This is a genomic window from Pedobacter psychrophilus (genome assembly GCF_001652725.1).
GTDB lineage: Bacteria > Bacteroidota > Bacteroidia > Sphingobacteriales > Sphingobacteriaceae > Pseudopedobacter > Pseudopedobacter psychrophilus.
On record NZ_LWHJ01000029.1, the window covers coordinates 65519 to 81999 of the forward strand.

Genomic DNA, 16481 nt, shown 5'->3' on the forward strand with positions numbered 1-16481 from the left:
ATTTAATAAATTTCTATCTGCATCTTTTAAAAACTTCTTACTCAAATTAATCCTTTTTAAATTTTCATTGTCATAAAAACATAAACCCGGTTTGACATGAAAGCTTTATTGAAATTTTTCTACATCCCATTAATCGCATTATCAGGATTAATCTTCTTTTCTTCTTTTTTATCTTCGAATAGTGATGCTCTAACATCTGCTTATAAAAAAGCTAGATTAACGGATAGAGAAGCTGCCCTTCATTTATTAAATAGATTTACCTATGGAGTAAGATCTCAAGATATTGACAATGCTTTAAAAATGGGTCTTAATAATTGGTTAAATGATCAGTTAAAAGGAAATTTAAACGATGATGATTTACAAAATAGATTAAAAAGTTACGATGCAATTAATCTATCTAATGCCGAAGTTGAAGAAACCTATCCAAAAGGAGCTAAAATTTTAAGAATGGCCATAAAGGATGGGTTTATAGATAAGGATTCTGTAAACAAAGGTGATAAAAAAGAATATAGGGAAAAGTTACAGGCATACATGCAACAAAAAGGGCTTAAACCTCAGCAAGAGCTTTACCGTCAGTTTATATCTCAAAAAATTTTAAGAGCAACATATAGTAATAATCAATTGAGAGAAGTTTTAACTGATTTTTGGTTTAATCATTTTAATGTATCACTCACCAAACCAGATTGCGCAATGTATATTCCTGCTTATGAACGTGATGTAATACGTCCAAATGTGTTTGGGAAGTTTGATAATTTATTAATTTCTACAACAAAATCTCCAGCTATGCTTTACTATTTGGATAATTTTAGCAGCCAAGCAAATGAGTCTGAACAGCAACAAAACATGATGGGAATGATGGAAAAGCGAGTTGGTAACGATAAAAATAAGCTTGCTGCATTAGAAAAATTAAAAAAATCAAAGAAAGCACAAGGCTTAAATGAAAATTACGCTCGTGAGGTTATGGAGTTACATACCTTAGGCGTAGATGGTGGCTATACCCAAACTGACGTAACACAAGCTGCAAGAGTTTTAACTGGTTGGACAATTAATCCTACGGATAATGATGGTTATGGTGGTGCATTTCAAAAAATTATTGATAAAGTAGGCAAAGATAAATTAGAAGAAAAAGGTTTTGTATTTGACGGAGATTTTTTATTTGCTGAAAATAGACACGATACTGGAGATAAAATAGTTTTAGGAAAAAAATTCTCAAATAACGGTTATAAAGAAGGTGTTGATTTATTAGAAATGTTGGCTCATAATCCTTCTACTGCAAAATTTATAACCACAAAAATTGCAGTGAGATTTGTAGGTGATAATCCATCAAAAACAATAATTGATAAAATGACAAAGACATTTTTATCTAAAGATGGAGACATTAAACAAATTTTATTGACGATGGTAGAAGCACCCGAGTTCTGGAGTAAAGATGCTTTAAGAGAAAAAACAAAATCGCCTTTTGAATTAGCTATCAGCTCTGTGAGAAGTTTAGATGCAGATTTAGTTCAACCCTATCAATTATATGGTTGGATAAATAAAATGGGCCAAAAAATGTATTATTATCAAGCTCCTACCGGCTTCCCAGATAGAGCGCAATATTGGATAAATACTGGAGCCTTATTAAATAGAATGAACTTTGGTTTAGCATTGGCATCACAAAAAATACAAGGTGTTAAAATCAACTTGGCAAGTTTAAATAATAATCACGAACCAGAAAGTAGTGAAGCGGCTCTTAAAACTTATGGTAAAATTATTATGCCAGACAGAAACCTAGATGAAACTGTGAAAAGATTGACTCCGTTATTAACAGATCCGGATTTGGTTAAAAAAATAGACAATGCAGCAAGTAAAAATACAGCTCCAACATCAATTAGTGAAAGTAATGAAGACATGATGATGTCTAATACGGAAACTGCTGTAAAGCCAAAAGGAAATAAAAAATACGGTAATACTGCAAACCAGAAATCTTTTGGAGACAATTCTATGCTAGCACAAGTGGTTGGGGTAATTATTGGCTCACCAGAATTTCAAAAAAGATAATTTTAATCTTCAATATATAAATATCATGACATCAAGAAGAGGGTTTTTAAAATCAGGAGGCTTAGCCTTATTTGGTATTGGATTGGGAGGTTTACCAAGCTTTGTTGCAAAAGCTGCAGCAAGCGTAAAAGCACCAGGATTATTCAAAAAAAGAAAAACATTAATTTGTATTTTTCAACGAGGAGCGATGGATGGTTTGATGGCGGTTACACCTTTTACAGATAATTATCTCAAAACTGCTCGTCCAACTTTATTTATGTCTGCAGCAAAAACAGGAAATGCAAAATCATTAATAGATTTAGATGGGAAATTTGGTTTACATCCATCAATGAAAGCTTTTGAATCTGTTTTTAAAGAAGGTAGATTAGGAATAGTGCATGGAATAGGATCTCCAAATAATACCCGTTCTCACTTTGATGCGCAAGATTATATGGAATCTGGAACTCCATTTAACAAAGGTACTTCTAGTGGTTGGTTAAACCGAGCAGTAGGTTTACTGGGTCATGATGGAGCTACTCCATTCCAGGCTGTTAGTTTAACCTCTTCTCTCCCTCGTTCATTTTATGGAGATAATCCTTCTGTGGCTATTAGTAATTTACAGGATTTTAATATTCAGATGAAAGGAAATCCAAATGGAGCAAATATGGCCTCTAAAAGTTTTGAAGACCTTTATGATCAAACTACATCAAGTTTATTAAAGGATACAGGCAAAGAGAGCTTTGATGCAATGAAAATGTTAAATAAAACAGATACTAAGAACTATAAACCAGGAAATGGCGCAAATTATCCAAACTCTTCCCTTGGAAATTCTTTAAAGCAAATTGCTCAGTTAATTAAAATGGATGTTGGTTTGGAAGTGGCTTTCGCCGAGTCTGGTGGTTGGGATACACACTTTAACCAAGGAACGGATAATGGTATCTTTGCGAGAAATGTGAATGATTTGAGCGAAAGTATGATGGCTTTTTGGACCGATATGGGAACTTTACAAGATGATGTTACCATTATGACTATGACAGAATTTGGACGAACTGTTAAACAAAACGGTACAGGTGGTACAGATCATGGACGTGGCTCTTGTAATTTTATTTTAGGTAATGATGTGGCAGGAGGAAAAGTGCATGGGAAGATGAATACATTAGCTATTGAAAATTTAGAAGATGGAAGGGATTTAGCTGTTACTACTGATTTTAGAACTGTATTTAGCGAAGTTGCTGATAGGCATCTTGGAATAAATAAAGACACCATATTGTTCCCTGATTGGAAAGGTAGCCATATAGGAATGATGAAAGGATAATATAAACCTTATAACTATTTAAAACCCTTTATCCAATGATAAAGGGTTCTTTTATTTTATCCTCCCCCAATTGCTAATTTCATTAATAACTCTTCATTGTTGATGAGTATATTTCTCTTTGTAACTGTAACGGCTTTTTCTTCTATTAATTCATTTAAAATGCGGAATAAGGTTTCATAGGTTGCACCAACATATGAAGAAACGTCCTGTTTAGATAATTCTAATTTTAAGCTGCCATCGGTTGATAAACCAAATTGGGTTTTGAAATTTAACAAAGCTTGCGCTAATCTTCCCTTTACACTCATGTGGGCAATATTTCTCATTTTAGCTTCAGAGTCTTGAAGCTCGTCTGCAAAAAACATCAACAGTTTATAAGTAAAATCTAGATTGACTTTTAAAGTACTTTGGAAAAAATCCATATCAATAAAGCAAACCACACTGTTTTCTAATGCAGTTGCAGAAATAGGATAATTTTTATTAAAACTACTTAAGCCTCTATGTCCAACTATAGAGCCGGCAGTAGCAAATCTCAATATTAATTCCTTATCTGAAGTCCATTTTTTATGAACTTTTAAAATTCCCTGATAAACAAAATAGATTCCTTCTACTGGCTGCCCTTCTTTAAAAATTATTTCCCCTTTTTTTACTTCATAAACCTTTTTATTAGCATCAATTGCTGGTTTCCATTCTGATAAACAGTTATTTGTTAGAAAACAATTAGCATTTTCATACTTTTTCTTACTAATCTTCATTAAAATTGATTTTATATTATAAAATGATAATATATAATCAAGCAATTTAAGGTGTTTAATTGAAAAAAGTAAATAATTATTAAATTTTAGACTTATTTAATCATAATTAATTATTTATATAACACTAAAACGATAATAATAACAATTTATTAAAGATTAGGAGATTTTTAATAATATAAAATTAAAAATAAAGTGAGTTATATTATTTTCCTATAATAACACATCACTATTCCAATGAAAAAGAATGTTATTAATAATATTATTATTTAAAAAGGAAGTAATAAGTATAAAATATAAATTAATTTTCTGTTAGCAGTCTAGCAAAATCTTCGGCTATTTTTTTTCTTGAAATTGATTCTATAAATTCCTGAGGTTGATTTATAAATAAGTTTTCCCCGTTTTTAAATTTTTCCCAAAGTAGTTCTAACGTATCAATAATTTGAGATTCACTTTCGCATACATAACCAGCTTTATACTTTAAAATACTTTCAGCAATATCTCCATTGTCTGAAATTGGCAATAATATAGGTCTTCTAAACATTAAGTATTCTGCTTGTTTAGAACTTATAACGTCATTTCTATTTCCGTATTTAAATTGAAGGAATATTGATGCATTATTCAAATAATTTAAAACTTGATTGTTATTTAACCTAGGAGTAATTTCAGTAATTTCTTCCAGTTTAAAATTTTTAATCATTTTAATTAAATTTGAATTTTGAGAAGATCCAATAAATTTTAAAGAGATTTGGGATAAATCTTTATTTTTTATAAACTTATTAAGAGCATGGAAAAAAATATTCTCTCTTAACTGATCATTATAAATAGTACCGACATATACAATATTGAAAGCATTTTTGGGTGTTTCATTTATCACATGGTGATTAGTATAATTACTCCCATTTGGTAAAACCAAAATTTTATTATGGAATTTAACTGGAAAAAAGTTTTTTAATGATTCTGAAACTGTTGTAATAAATTGCGCTTGTTTTATGTAACGAATCTCTTTAATTCTTCCAAAAAAATATTTTGATTTTTGTACCCATTCTTTCCCGTCTATAGCTGTATATCCATAAGTCCAAGGATCTCTATAGTCCAAAATAATATCAAATCTTAAATTTTTAGCAATTTGAGAGGCTGTACTAAAAAAACTAAAGTGGCTCCCTGATGAGAATATAAATCCTGTATTGCTTCTTTTTTGGATAGATATATTTCCTGGATAAAAAATATCGGTTTTATAAACTAATAAATGTAAGAGTTGTAATAATCTCCACTTTTTTTTTTCTCCACTTTTTAAAAATCGAAACCCTAATTTTTGTATAAAATTTAATTTAGGTTTAATATTCTCACAAAATTTATTAGAAAAGGGAGCATTACTATTATTAATTTCTAAACCTGAGAAAAAGCTTCTTTCAAGGTTATAATCAATTATTATTATTCTTAAGATAAATTGTTTATTCTCTTCAAAAGCCGCTATAAAACTTTTAAATCTTTCAGCTGATGTTGTATTAACATCTAAATATGGAAGAATGAATATGATTTCTTTTTTATCATTATTGGAAACCATGGCATTAAAAATCGGTGTATAAATTTCTAAAGGTACTTCTTATTCCTAGAGAAATAATGCCCGTATTGTTGTTAAAAACTGTATTTTTTTCTGAGCGTATTACTCCGCCTATCTCTAATCTTAAGTTATAATTGGGGTTAATTAAATATCCTATTTTACCTTCCAAAAAAGTTAGTGTTGTTCCAATTCCTTGTGCAGTGTAATTACCATAATTACTATTTCTGGTATTATAAGATTTAAAAATATCCTTTCCATAGTTATCATTAGTTCCGTCTAAACCATATTTAGCCAAGTTTAATTTACCCATTAGATCAATCCTTTTATAAGCATAATTACAGATGGTTACAAACTCCTTAAAATTTGCTCCGTATAAATGCGCTAATGGCTGGTTATAGTGCCCGTAATTCAACAATGAGTTTCTTTGAGAATAAGTATATGGACGGGCGGTATTATACTCCAATAGGTAATTTAAACTCTTTATTTTAAAAGCATCAAACCCTTTAATCCCTATTTGATAAGCAAATTTATTAGCCCAATATCCATTGCCAGCAAAAACTTCTTTAATAGTAAACTCATCAATTGCAACTTGACCATAAACAGCTAAGTTTTTAAATAATTCATACTTTACGCTAAAACCTATCAATGCGTTATCAGGAGACCCATTTTGTCCCTCTACTGGCCTTAAAAATATTAGAGGATTAACGTAGCTTAAATCAAAACCTCTCTTACCTGTACTATCAGCATCTTGCCAAATCACAGAGTCGAAGAAACCCAAGCTTAAACGGTTGGTGACATTCCAATCTAAATAATGAAAAACTCCCCACTTTTTTCGGTAGCCATTATCATAGGAGAATTGTGGAGATTTTAAATCTTGAAATTGAGCCCACATGCTCATGTATTTCACATTTCCTAAAGTTCCTGTTAATTTAAAAAAAGGATAATTAGCTGCAACATCTGATAATAAGACAGAACGATATCCATCACCAATAAAATTTTTATCCTGACCTAATGTTATGTTTACATATTTAATAGGAGTATATGAGAGAATTGCTGTTGCATAAGCCCAATCTTTTATATCTCTTCCAGGGCCAAATTTATCATTAACCTGGCTGGGAATAATCCCATTAGCGTTTACAAAGTTTTGGATATATTGAGGAAACTTAGCCTGATTTTCATAACCACTGGTATAAAAAGAAAACTTTGAACCTATAGTTCCGCCAAATTGGTAACCCCTGGTATTTGTCCAGATATTTGAACTTCTAGCTCTATCATAACCAATTTGAAAGTCGGGTAAAAAATCAGCGTAAAAAGTATAATCTTCTTTTTTAATTTCTAATAAGTGTTCATTAAATAGCTTTCTATGAACCCAACTTCTTTTTAATGTATCGGTGCCATAATTGTAAAACGAATCTACTGCAGATTTTAATAATGAATCATCCTGATAGTAAGACTTAAATGAACTATGAAAACGGGAATTTACATCATAAACTTGTCTATTTAGTTTCTGATAAAAATCAAAAGAAAAAGGTTGATAGTTATTAGGGGTTTGTGCTTTAGAAGCATAGCCTAAAATTAATATTAGACTTAATAGTAAATACTTCTTCATTAAACTGCTGCTATTTCTGCTTCTAAATTATCCAATTCTTCGTAGATGGAATTATTACTCTTATACTCGGGTACAATTTTCTTCATTAATTTAACCACTTCTTTGTCTTTATAATAACAAGCAGTATCAATCAAAGTATCTACTTTTTTAACCACCTCCTCAAAATTATAAACCATTACTTTAGCCACCATAATTTTATGATGATGAGTGGGCAGGTTGTTTTCTTGATTATTCAATAACTCTTCATATAATTTTTCACCAGGTCGGAGTCCAGTAAATTCTATCTTAATATCCTGATTTGGAATCAAGCCGGAAAGCTTAATCATTTTTTTAGCTAATTCAACAATTTTAACTGACTGACCCATGTCAAAGATAAAAATTTCGCCACCTTTACCCATAGATCCTGCTTCTAAAACCAAACGACAAGCCTCTGGAATGGTCATGAAATATCTTGTGATATCTGGATGAGTTACGGTAATAGGACCTCCTTTTTGAATTTGTTCTTTAAAACGAGGAATAACAGAACCATTAGAACCTAAAACATTTCCAAAACGAGTAGTTATAAACTTTGTATGTATAATGGATCCATTTTTGGCATTCACATTTTGTGCGTCTATATAGTTAGAAAAGGATTGGACATATATTTCCGCAATTCTCTTAGATGCTCCCATCACATTGGTTGGGTTTACTGCCTTATCTGTAGAAACCATCACAAACTTATTCACTTTGTATTTCACAGATAAATCAGAAATAATCTTTGTTCCTCCGACGTTTGTACAAATAGCTTCAGATGGATTATTTTCCATCATTGGCACATGTTTGTAAGCTGCAGCATGATACACAAAATGAGGCTTAAAAGTCTCAAACATAAATTGCATCCTTTGTTTATTTCTTACATCACCAATAAAAGCAATAAAATTATTAGAAAGGTTATTGTCTTGAAGTTCTAGCTGCAATTCATGTAAGGCGGTCTCGGCCATATCATTTAAAACAATCATTTGAGGTTCAAATTTCATCAATTGCCTTACAATTTCGCTCCCTATAGAACCGGCGGCTCCGGTTACCAATACCCTTTTACCCCTAACTTGCTCTTTAATTATATTCTCTTCAATCTCTATTGTTGCTCTTTCTAAAAGGTCCTCAATTTTAATATTCTTTATTTGTGCTGCTTTGAAAGTACCATTAACCCAAGTTCTTAACGGTGGAACATTTAAAACCTTCACTTGGTTATCTAAACACAAATCAACAGCTTTGTTTTTTCTGTCTCTAGATATTCTATGAGAGGATAAAATTAAATCATCAATGTTTTCCAACTCTATTATCTTCTGCAAATCATCGGTATGATAAATCTTTACGCTATCTACTACTTTTCCCTTTTTTCTTGGGTCATCATCCACAAAGGCAATTACACTCATGTTCACGCTTGGATTAGAGTCTAGCTGTCTTTTTGTAGCCACTCCTGTTTCCCCTGCTCCATAAATGATTACTCTTCTTTTATCCAATCTCATGTTCTTGATGTACATAAAAAAGTATTTTACCAATACACGGTAAGTAATCAATAATACAAAACTGGATAAACCTGTGATTACTACTACCACATTAGGAATGATTGGCGGCCTATTAAAAGAAAGTAAAAACAAATTGCATAACACGAAGAAAGCGTTACTTACAGAAATACTAAAAAGGATACGGAATGAATCCTGTGCACTTGTATATCTTACAATACCTGCATAGGTTTTGACATTAAAGAATACTACGCAATTTATACCTAAGAAGATGAGCGTGTTTCTACTTAATTCATTAATATCTATTTGAGAGGCCTCAAAGTTAAATCTTAAAAAATAAGAGAACCATAACGCTAATGCACAAAAAATTAAATCTATGCAGAAAATTAACCAGCGAGGTACAATGTTTATTCTTTTAAACATAGGTTTTTGTTTAATCTACCTCCAAATATACCATTTGTTTTATTTTTAATACAAAATGAAATTTTTTGTGATTTTAATATTTCACAAATAACTTTTCTTTGCCCTCTAATTTTAACCTTGTGGAAGCATAAAGAATTACTAAAGCTATAAAAATTAAGGCTATAAATAAATAATTATTTACATAAATAAGTATGATATTTAAGATCATTTGGGTGATAGCATATAATATAGATATTGTAATGTGAGACCATTTTTTATCGTTAGCTAAATATTGATAAAAATGAGATCGATGGGCATCAAATATATTCTCTTTTCTGATTATCCTGCAGAAAATTGTGGCGACGGCATCTAAGCCATATACCCCTAATAATAGTACCCATTTAAAATCATTTGTGACTAAAATTAATGTCCCAATAAAAAAGCTGATGATTAAAGCCATGGCAATACTTCCTACATCACCAGCGAAAGCTTTTGCTTTTTTACGGAGATTAAAATATCCAAATACTATTAATGAGGCTATTATTAAATAAAAAATGTTCTCATTTATTAATGGGATTGCCAAATATTTTTGAATGTAAAGACAGCTAATAAGGGCTACAAAGGAATATAAAAAAGTAATTCCGTTAATCCCATCCATAAAGTTATAAGCGTTGATGATGCCGATGATGATAATAATTGAAGCAAGAATTAAGAAGCAAGATGCAAGATTAAAGAGCAAAGAAAAAGGAATGTTTTGGTTGGTGAAGATTTGAGCGAGTAAAATCATAACTGATAATAAATGAACCCCAATCCTCAATTTGTTATTTAGGGTTAAAATATCATCTAAAAAACTGACGGTTGCAATGGAAAATACGCCTAATGCCAAATAAATTTGGGTAGGCTCATAAATTAGAATGCCAATAATTAATGCAATTGGAAAGATAACTCCTCCTCCTCTTAATGTTATCTGAGTGTGAGAACTCCTCAGGTTTGGTTTATCAATGATATTGAAGTGGTTTGCTATTTTGAAATAGGTGATTTCTAATATAAAAAAAACAATAAGCGCAAGGATAAAAATTAGCATGGCTGCAAAGATAGAAATTGTTGGGTGGTTTTTGAGTGATAGGTTGTAGGGTTTTAGGTGGTAGGTTTTAAGTAGTAGGTGTAGGTTTTTATGTAGTAGGTTTTAGGTGGTAGGTTTTGGGGTTTTAAGTAGTAGGTTGTAGGTTTTAAGTAGTAGGTTGTAGGTTATAAGTAGGGGTGAAGGAAGCTTTCCCTACGTTCATCTTACGTTGCTCTACTAGTTAAGGGTGGTTTTTTAAATAATCTTTAATAGCCTGATGATAAACTAATTTACCTTTTGGGGTGTGGGCCGCTACTTCCATTTTCTTAATTGGATCCGCAATGATAGCTTTGGCATATTCTACCGCTTTTGCAAAACGACTTTTCTCTGCCAATTGTTTCTCGCTAGGCACCACCTTACTCATATCTGGATAACGAGCAGTAAAAGTGGTATTGCCTCGAGTTTTGAAAACAATTTGTTTGTCGATGTTTCCGCTTAAACCTTGGGTAATGATGTTGTCTTTTACTATTGCCATCCGTAACTAAAATTTGAAGAAACAAGGTAAGAAATATTTAGATTTTTATGAATTGGAAGAATGAATCTATTAATTTTTATTATTGGGTTTTTTACCGAACAAAATATTATTTGATTTAATTATATTTGATTATGGAAACAGCATCAAAACCTCAGCAAATACATATTGGCAAAAAAATTAGTCGAATCCGTGAAATTAGGGGGATGAAGCAAGATCATTTGGCCATGGAATTGGGTGTTAGCCAACAAGCCATTTCTAAGATAGAGCAAAGTGAAGAAGTTGATGCAGCTATGCTAGATAAAATTGCTGATGTTTTAGGGGTGAATGCGGAAGCTATTAAAAGTTTTAGTGAAGAAGTTTTGATTTTTCATATCCAAAATATGCATGATCAGTCAACTGCTTATTCTTATAATTATCAATGTAGTTATAATCCCTTAGATAAAGTGGTTGAGCTTTATGAGCGATTGTTGGAAAGTGAAAGAGAGAAAGTTGCTTTAATGAAGGATAAAAATAATAATTAACTTGATTGTTTAAAGCCGTTAATGGTTTTGATTAATCCTTCCTTTATCCAATATCAATACTTTACATTAGCTAATGAATTCTCAACATTTGCTAATTATAAATATTTAAAGGTTTATTTTAAAGCTATCTAAAACATTTTGAGGCTGCCAGCCAAACGCTGTCCTCGCTTTAGTATCATCAAAAGTTAAGTCTGCTGTTATTTTAGAAAGTTTATAAGAATTGAATGGAGATCTTTCACCTAATAAATCTCCTATTTTAGCCAAAATTTCTGCTAGCCATTTTGGGATATTTAAAGGTTTTCGATTATTACATTGTTTAGCTAAAACATTACTTAGTTCTTTAAAACTAGGATGATAACCATCAGTTAAATTATATATACCACCCACTTTTGAAGATGGCAAAATAAAACTCGCTACATCTTCAGCCAACAACATACTCTTTCTGGCGTTGCCCCCAGCAATGTTCATATAATATCCTTTTTTAATTCCTTTAATCATAGCACCTAAATTTCCGGGAGGATTTTCGCCAACTAATAATGGGAGTCTCAAAATTGTACAAATAACATTATTTTTATCACACCAATCCTGAACTAATTTTTCTGCCTGTATTTTGCTTAAGCCGTAAGGGTCTTTTGCGTTAAGGAGGTTGTTTTCTTTTATTCCTATTCCCTTACTTAATCCGTATACCGACACTGAGCTTATAAAAACGAAAGACTTAGGTAGAAAAGGGATCTGTTCTAAACCTTTTAATAAGTTTTTTGTACCTATTACATTAACATCAAAAAAATTTTGTATTTCATCTTCTGTTTTTGGGACGGAGTGGGCTTTACCAGCTGCATGTATTACTAAATCAGATATTGGCAAATTTGGAACTTGAGTAGATAAATCAATACTAATATCAGCATTATTTCTCGATAAACATAAAATTTCTTCCTGCTGTAGTGCTTCTAAAATCTGTTTTGCTAAGAAGCCGGAACTGCCGGTTAAAAGAATCTTCATTTTATAAATTGAATTAGGCGCTTGTATAATCTATTAAACATTAATAGTTTAGGAGCTTTTAAATTATTATCCTTCCAAGCTAACAAAATCTCCTTATTGCCATCAATAATATTCATAATGGATTTATTAGTAGCTCCTCCTAAACGCATCCTTACCATTAACCTTTTCAAATATTTAGATTCGATATTAGATTTCTTAAAAATCCTAAGCATAAATTCATAATCGGCTGCTAGTTTATACTTTAAATTAAATAATCCGGATATTTGGTAAACCTCGGCTCTTAAAAACAAAGAAGGGTGGGGCGGAACATTTCCGTCTTCAAAATATTCATTATAAAATCCTAATGATTCCCATTTTCTAACAACCTTATTCGTATCATCACTATTTACATATACCAAATCCCCATAAACAATATTTACAGAAGGGTTATTAATAAAACAGTTCATAACATCGCTTATTACTTTATTATCATTGTAAATATCATCTGAGTTCAAGACACCAATAATATCTCCTGTTGCCAAGGATATACCTTTATTCATAGCATCATAAATGCCTTTATCAGGCTCAGAGACGATTTTTGAAATACGTGATCCATACCTCTCAATTATTTTTAGTGTATTATCGCTTGAGCCTCCATCAATAATGATATATTCAATATCATTATACTTTTGCGATAAAACAGATTTAATCGCAGTTTCTAAAGTTTTCTGATTATTGTAAACAACGGTAATGATTGATATTTTCATATACTTTAAACATTATCTTTGTACACTTGCAAAGTTTGTTTTGCTGTATTATGCCACGAAAATTTTGCTCTATTCGCAAATCCCTTTTCTATAAGTCTGTTAGATAAATCATTGTCATTTAAAACCATCTCAAATTTTGACGCCATTTCTTTAACATTATTTGGGTCAAAATATAATGCGCTGTCACCTCCGACTTCGGGCAATGAAGCTGCATTACTTGAAACTACTGCTACTCCTGCAGATTGAGCATCTAATAAAGGAATTCCAAAGCCTTCGTAAAATGAAGGGAATACAAATAATTTTGCATTTTTCAATAGAGGAAAAATATGCTCATCAGGCACAAAACCGGTAAACTTAACTTTATCTTCCAATTTTAAATTGATAATTTTCTCTTGTAATTCGCTATTATTATGCTGGTGGCCGACAAGAATTAAATTATACTGGGAATATTTAGCATTAAATATTGAGAATGCAGAAATTAAGCCTAAAATATTTTTGTGAGAACTAGGACTACCAAATGATATAATATATTCATTTTCAATTTCATAAATACCTTCCAAATCTAATTCTAAGCTATTATCAACATAAGAAACATCACTAGATCCCGATAAAAGAGTAACTATTATTTTATTTTTTTCTACATGAAGCTCATTGGCGATTTCCTCTTTAGAAAAATTAGATATTGTAATAATAGATTTAGAAAAAATAGACATCAATTTAACCATAGTGCCTAATAAAACCCTTTTAAAAGCACTCATACTTTCTGTATGACGCTTATAGTTTAAATCTAGTATTGAAACGATATGTTTTGCAGGGCAAAAAACAGGGCCGACGTAACCTAAAGAATGCAGTACGTCTAAATTTTGATTTAAGAGATAAAAAGGGAATAACAGCTGTTCCCAAAAATATCTAACATAAACGTAATTATTATGAAATGGCAATATTTTTTTTTTGAAATTTTCACCTATTTTAATAGGCAAGTTCTCACAATCTTTATTTAAATATATTATATAATTATTATAATTATCAAGTAATGCAAGTTCATTTACTAAGTTTATTCCATATGTAATTGAGCCTCCTGATAGCTTACGGTTCATATAAAGGAGATTGAGACCTATATTAAGTTTTTTTTTCATCTTCTGTTTTTTCATCTTCCAGCATTAACCTTATAATATTTTCAATATGCACTTTTGCGTTCCAACCCAAAATTTCTTTTGCTTTTTGAGGATTGGCAAGACCAACGGATATATCTGTTGGTCTAAGTAATAATTCATCCACCTCAACATGATCTTTCCAATTTAACCCTAGTAATTCAAAAGTTATTCTTATGAAATCTTGTAAACTTGTAGTTTTACCTGTTGCTATTACAAAATCTTGGGCTATTTCGTTTTGTAGCATTAACCACATCGCTTCAACATATTCTGGTGCCCATCCCCAATCTCGTCTAATATTTATATTGCCAAGCCGCAGTTTTATATTTTCACCTTTAAAAATCCTATAAGCAGTTGAAATAATCTTCTTAGTAACAAATCTTTCTTTTCTTAGTGGAGATTCATGATTAAATAAAATTCCTGTACAGGCGAATAAATTGTAGGCCTCTCTATAATTCGAAACCTGCCAAAAAGCAGTAGCCTTTGCAACGCCATAAGGACTTCTTGGTCTAAATGGAGTTTCTTCATCTACTGCATGGTCGGCATTTCCAAAACACTCGCTAGAACCCGCATTATAAAATTTAATTGGACGACCAGAAAATCGAATTGCTTCTAAAATATTTAAAGTACCTATAGTAATGCTCTCCATTGTTTCTACTGGTTGCTCAAATGAAAGCGCAACCGAACTTTGGCCAGCTAAATTATATATTTCGTCTGGTTCAACTTTATTGATAGTCTGTAAGACACTTCTAAAATCATTTAAGGTAATTGAAACAAGATTTATATTATCTAATATATTAAGTTTAGCCAAGTTTTGGAAAGAAACATTTTGGGCGTCTCTAGAACCTCCAAAAACTATATATCCTTTATTAAGTAGTAGCTTAGATAAGTAAGCTCCATCTTGACCAGAAACTCCACATATCAGTGCTTTTTTCTCTTTCATTTTTTATAAATATAGAATTTACTATGATTATATATTTAAGCTCTCAATACTTTGAAGAATTGTTTGCTTTATATTGTTACAAATCTCTAATTATTATTCACGATTTAAGTTTTAGTTTATTAATAAAAATTAAAATAGACATACAAATAATAAAGAAAATTAAATTTAGAGGAAAGCTAAGAGAAAATAAAAAAGCAGGAGCTAAAAAAAATAAAAATAATAATAATATAATTTGGTTTTTTGTTACTTTGTTAAAGCTATAATGTTTCAAAAGTTGACATAAAAAAAAATAGGAAGCGAATTTTAATGGGTTAAGAAAATTAAGTAAGAAAACACCTATAATACCAAAATCACCAAAATAATTTACTTGACCTCCAAATGCAGGTGTATGTGAAAGTTCTGCTGCTCCTGGCCAAAAATATTCGTTAATATATGTTACGCCATAAACAAATGGTTTATTAGGATAAAAGCCTCTTGGAACTAAATTCCAAAAATCCGTTATAAAAATCTTGCCATTATATAATGGAATTTCATTATTGAAATAAGCTTTATAATACATTGCACCATTTGGAAAATGATCAAAATAAGAAAAAAGCTCACTAAAACTTGCATCTTGCAAATTTCCAAAAAAATTAATAAGTACGAAAATTATTAAAATAGGTGTCCCTGTCCATACAAGTTGCTTAGTATATTTGTATTTTCTTAATATTAAAATTAAAAATAAAAAAATAAAAAAATCAAGAACAATTCCTTTTGAGCCTAGTAGAAAAGCAGAAATAGAAAATAAAGGAAATATTAAAAACAACTTAAATATTTTTTTATAGAAAAGGCAGCAAAGAGTCCAAGAAATGGAAAGGCAACTTATAGAGAAGACCCATAAAAACCCTACACCTTCTCTGTAATATTGGTATCCTTGCCGAGGATTTTTAATCCAATTGACAATCCCAAAAGAATGAGAGCTAAGCAAAATAAAAAATATTAGAAAAAATAAATAAAAAGCAAATGCTACCCTAAGCATTTTTACTGGATTTATAGGTGAGTTGAGTAAAGAACTAGCTAATGTATATTTTTTAGCAATTCTTGCTGCAAATAATAACAAAATAAGTTCTGCGAAAAGACCTAAATTTTGCATTAATATAGCAAAATTATAGAATTTATCAAGAATTCCTTCATCCAGTAAAATCCATGGACCTATTATAAATTTACTTATTTCAATTGGTAATTGTACAAGGAATAAAAGAACAAAAGGATTAAATATATTTTTATTTTCTAACATACCTGATAAGATTTTTAACCTAAAAATATTTATCAAAAAATATGTTATTATATTAAATATAAAAGCAAATATCATTGTTATTGT

The 16481-nt window shown here is 30.5% G+C and carries 14 protein-coding genes; 3 read left to right on the forward strand and 11 right to left on the reverse strand.

The genetic code is table 11. The features are described from left to right. Window positions 1-96 precede the first annotated feature (96 nt). Complete coding sequence (locus A5893_RS12555) at window positions 97-2040, forward strand: DUF1800 domain-containing protein (RefSeq protein ID WP_068822931.1); 1944 nt, start codon at window positions 97-99, stop codon at window positions 2038-2040. 25 nt (window positions 2041-2065) lie between these two features. Continuing rightward, on the forward strand, window positions 2066-3334 hold the full coding sequence (locus A5893_RS12560; protein WP_068822932.1) for a DUF1501 domain-containing protein: 1269 nt from the start codon (window positions 2066-2068) through the stop codon (window positions 3332-3334). A gap of 56 nt (window positions 3335-3390) precedes the next feature. On the opposite strand, the gene A5893_RS12565 is transcribed toward A5893_RS12560, so the two are convergent. The 6 genes from A5893_RS12565 to A5893_RS12590 form a co-directional block, all read right to left on the reverse strand. Beyond that, window positions 3391-4086, reverse strand: a complete 696-nt coding sequence (locus A5893_RS12565) for a Crp/Fnr family transcriptional regulator (RefSeq protein WP_068822933.1) — start codon at window positions 4084-4086, stop codon at window positions 3391-3393. Between the two features lie 298 nt (window positions 4087-4384). Next, window positions 4385-5650, reverse strand: a complete 1266-nt coding sequence (locus A5893_RS12570; RefSeq protein WP_068822934.1) for a glycosyltransferase family protein — start codon at window positions 5648-5650, stop codon at window positions 4385-4387. 4 nt (window positions 5651-5654) lie between these two features. After that, a complete protein-coding gene (locus A5893_RS12575; RefSeq protein WP_068822935.1) occupies window positions 5655-7256 on the reverse strand; it encodes a gliding motility protein RemB in 1602 nt (533 codons plus the stop codon). Beyond that, a complete protein-coding gene (locus tag A5893_RS12580; RefSeq protein WP_068822936.1) occupies window positions 7256-9184 on the reverse strand; it encodes a nucleoside-diphosphate sugar epimerase/dehydratase in 1929 nt (642 codons plus the stop codon). Before A5893_RS12580 ends, A5893_RS12575 begins: the two co-directional genes overlap by 1 nt. Window positions 9185-9257: 73 nt before the next feature. Beyond that, window positions 9258-10247: an MraY family glycosyltransferase gene (locus tag A5893_RS12585; protein WP_068822937.1), complete on the reverse strand. Its 990-nt coding sequence runs from the start codon at window positions 10245-10247 to the stop codon at window positions 9258-9260. Between the two features lie 220 nt (window positions 10248-10467). Continuing rightward, window positions 10468-10761 (reverse strand): hypothetical protein, encoded by a 294-nt coding sequence (locus A5893_RS12590; protein WP_068822938.1) that lies wholly within the window; start codon window positions 10759-10761, stop codon window positions 10468-10470. A 131-nt stretch (window positions 10762-10892) separates the two neighbouring features. Between A5893_RS12590 and A5893_RS12595 the strand changes: the two genes are divergently transcribed. Beyond that, window positions 10893-11282: a helix-turn-helix domain-containing protein gene (locus tag A5893_RS12595; protein WP_068822939.1), complete on the forward strand. Its 390-nt coding sequence runs from the start codon at window positions 10893-10895 to the stop codon at window positions 11280-11282. A gap of 105 nt (window positions 11283-11387) precedes the next feature. Here the strand turns inward: A5893_RS12595 and A5893_RS12600 are convergent, their stop codons facing one another. The 5 genes from A5893_RS12600 to A5893_RS12620 form a co-directional block, all read right to left on the reverse strand. Then, the gene (locus tag A5893_RS12600; RefSeq protein ID WP_068822940.1) at window positions 11388-12281 is read right to left on the reverse strand and encodes an NAD-dependent epimerase/dehydratase family protein; all 894 of its coding nucleotides are present in this window, start codon (window positions 12279-12281) and stop codon (window positions 11388-11390) included. Beyond that, entirely contained in the window at window positions 12278-13027 is a 750-nt protein-coding gene (locus A5893_RS12605; protein WP_068822941.1) for a glycosyltransferase family 2 protein, read from the reverse strand. Before A5893_RS12605 ends, A5893_RS12600 begins: the two co-directional genes overlap by 4 nt. A gap of 5 nt (window positions 13028-13032) precedes the next feature. After that, window positions 13033-14163, reverse strand: a complete 1131-nt coding sequence (locus A5893_RS12610) for a glycosyltransferase family 4 protein (RefSeq protein WP_198342324.1) — start codon at window positions 14161-14163, stop codon at window positions 13033-13035. Beyond that, window positions 14147-15121, reverse strand: coding sequence for a GDP-mannose 4,6-dehydratase (locus tag A5893_RS12615; protein ID WP_068822943.1), 975 nt, complete (start codon window positions 15119-15121; stop codon window positions 14147-14149). Before A5893_RS12615 ends, A5893_RS12610 begins: the two co-directional genes overlap by 17 nt. Window positions 15122-15218: 97 nt before the next feature. Then, on the reverse strand, window positions 15219-16397 hold the full coding sequence (locus tag A5893_RS12620) for a hypothetical protein (RefSeq protein ID WP_157687554.1): 1179 nt from the start codon (window positions 16395-16397) through the stop codon (window positions 15219-15221). Window positions 16398-16481: the final 84 nt, after the last annotated feature.

Coding starts and splice junctions, on each gene's coding strand:
- A5893_RS12555 (WP_068822931.1), top strand. CDS start 97: ATGAAAGCTTTATTGAAATTTTTCTACATCCCATTAATCGCATTATCA.
- A5893_RS12560 (WP_068822932.1), top strand. CDS start 2,066: ATGACATCAAGAAGAGGGTTTTTAAAATCAGGAGGCTTAGCCTTATTT.
- A5893_RS12565 (WP_068822933.1), bottom strand. CDS start 4,086: ATGAAGATTAGTAAGAAAAAGTATGAAAATGCTAATTGTTTTCTAACA.
- A5893_RS12570 (WP_068822934.1), bottom strand. CDS start 5,650: ATGGTTTCCAATAATGATAAAAAAGAAATCATATTCATTCTTCCATAT.
- A5893_RS12575 (WP_068822935.1), bottom strand. CDS start 7,256: ATGAAGAAGTATTTACTATTAAGTCTAATATTAATTTTAGGCTATGCT.
- A5893_RS12580 (WP_068822936.1), bottom strand. CDS start 9,184: ATGTTTAAAAGAATAAACATTGTACCTCGCTGGTTAATTTTCTGCATA.
- A5893_RS12585 (WP_068822937.1), bottom strand. CDS start 10,247: ATGCTAATTTTTATCCTTGCGCTTATTGTTTTTTTTATATTAGAAATC.
- A5893_RS12590 (WP_068822938.1), bottom strand. CDS start 10,761: ATGGCAATAGTAAAAGACAACATCATTACCCAAGGTTTAAGCGGAAAC.
- A5893_RS12595 (WP_068822939.1), top strand. CDS start 10,893: ATGGAAACAGCATCAAAACCTCAGCAAATACATATTGGCAAAAAAATT.
- A5893_RS12600 (WP_068822940.1), bottom strand. CDS start 12,281: ATGAAGATTCTTTTAACCGGCAGTTCCGGCTTCTTAGCAAAACAGATT.
- A5893_RS12605 (WP_068822941.1), bottom strand. CDS start 13,027: ATGAAAATATCAATCATTACCGTTGTTTACAATAATCAGAAAACTTTA.
- A5893_RS12610 (WP_198342324.1), bottom strand. CDS start 14,163: ATGAAAAAAAAACTTAATATAGGTCTCAATCTCCTTTATATGAACCGT.
- A5893_RS12615 (WP_068822943.1), bottom strand. CDS start 15,121: ATGAAAGAGAAAAAAGCACTGATATGTGGAGTTTCTGGTCAAGATGGA.
- A5893_RS12620 (WP_157687554.1), bottom strand. CDS start 16,397: ATGTTAGAAAATAAAAATATATTTAATCCTTTTGTTCTTTTATTCCTT.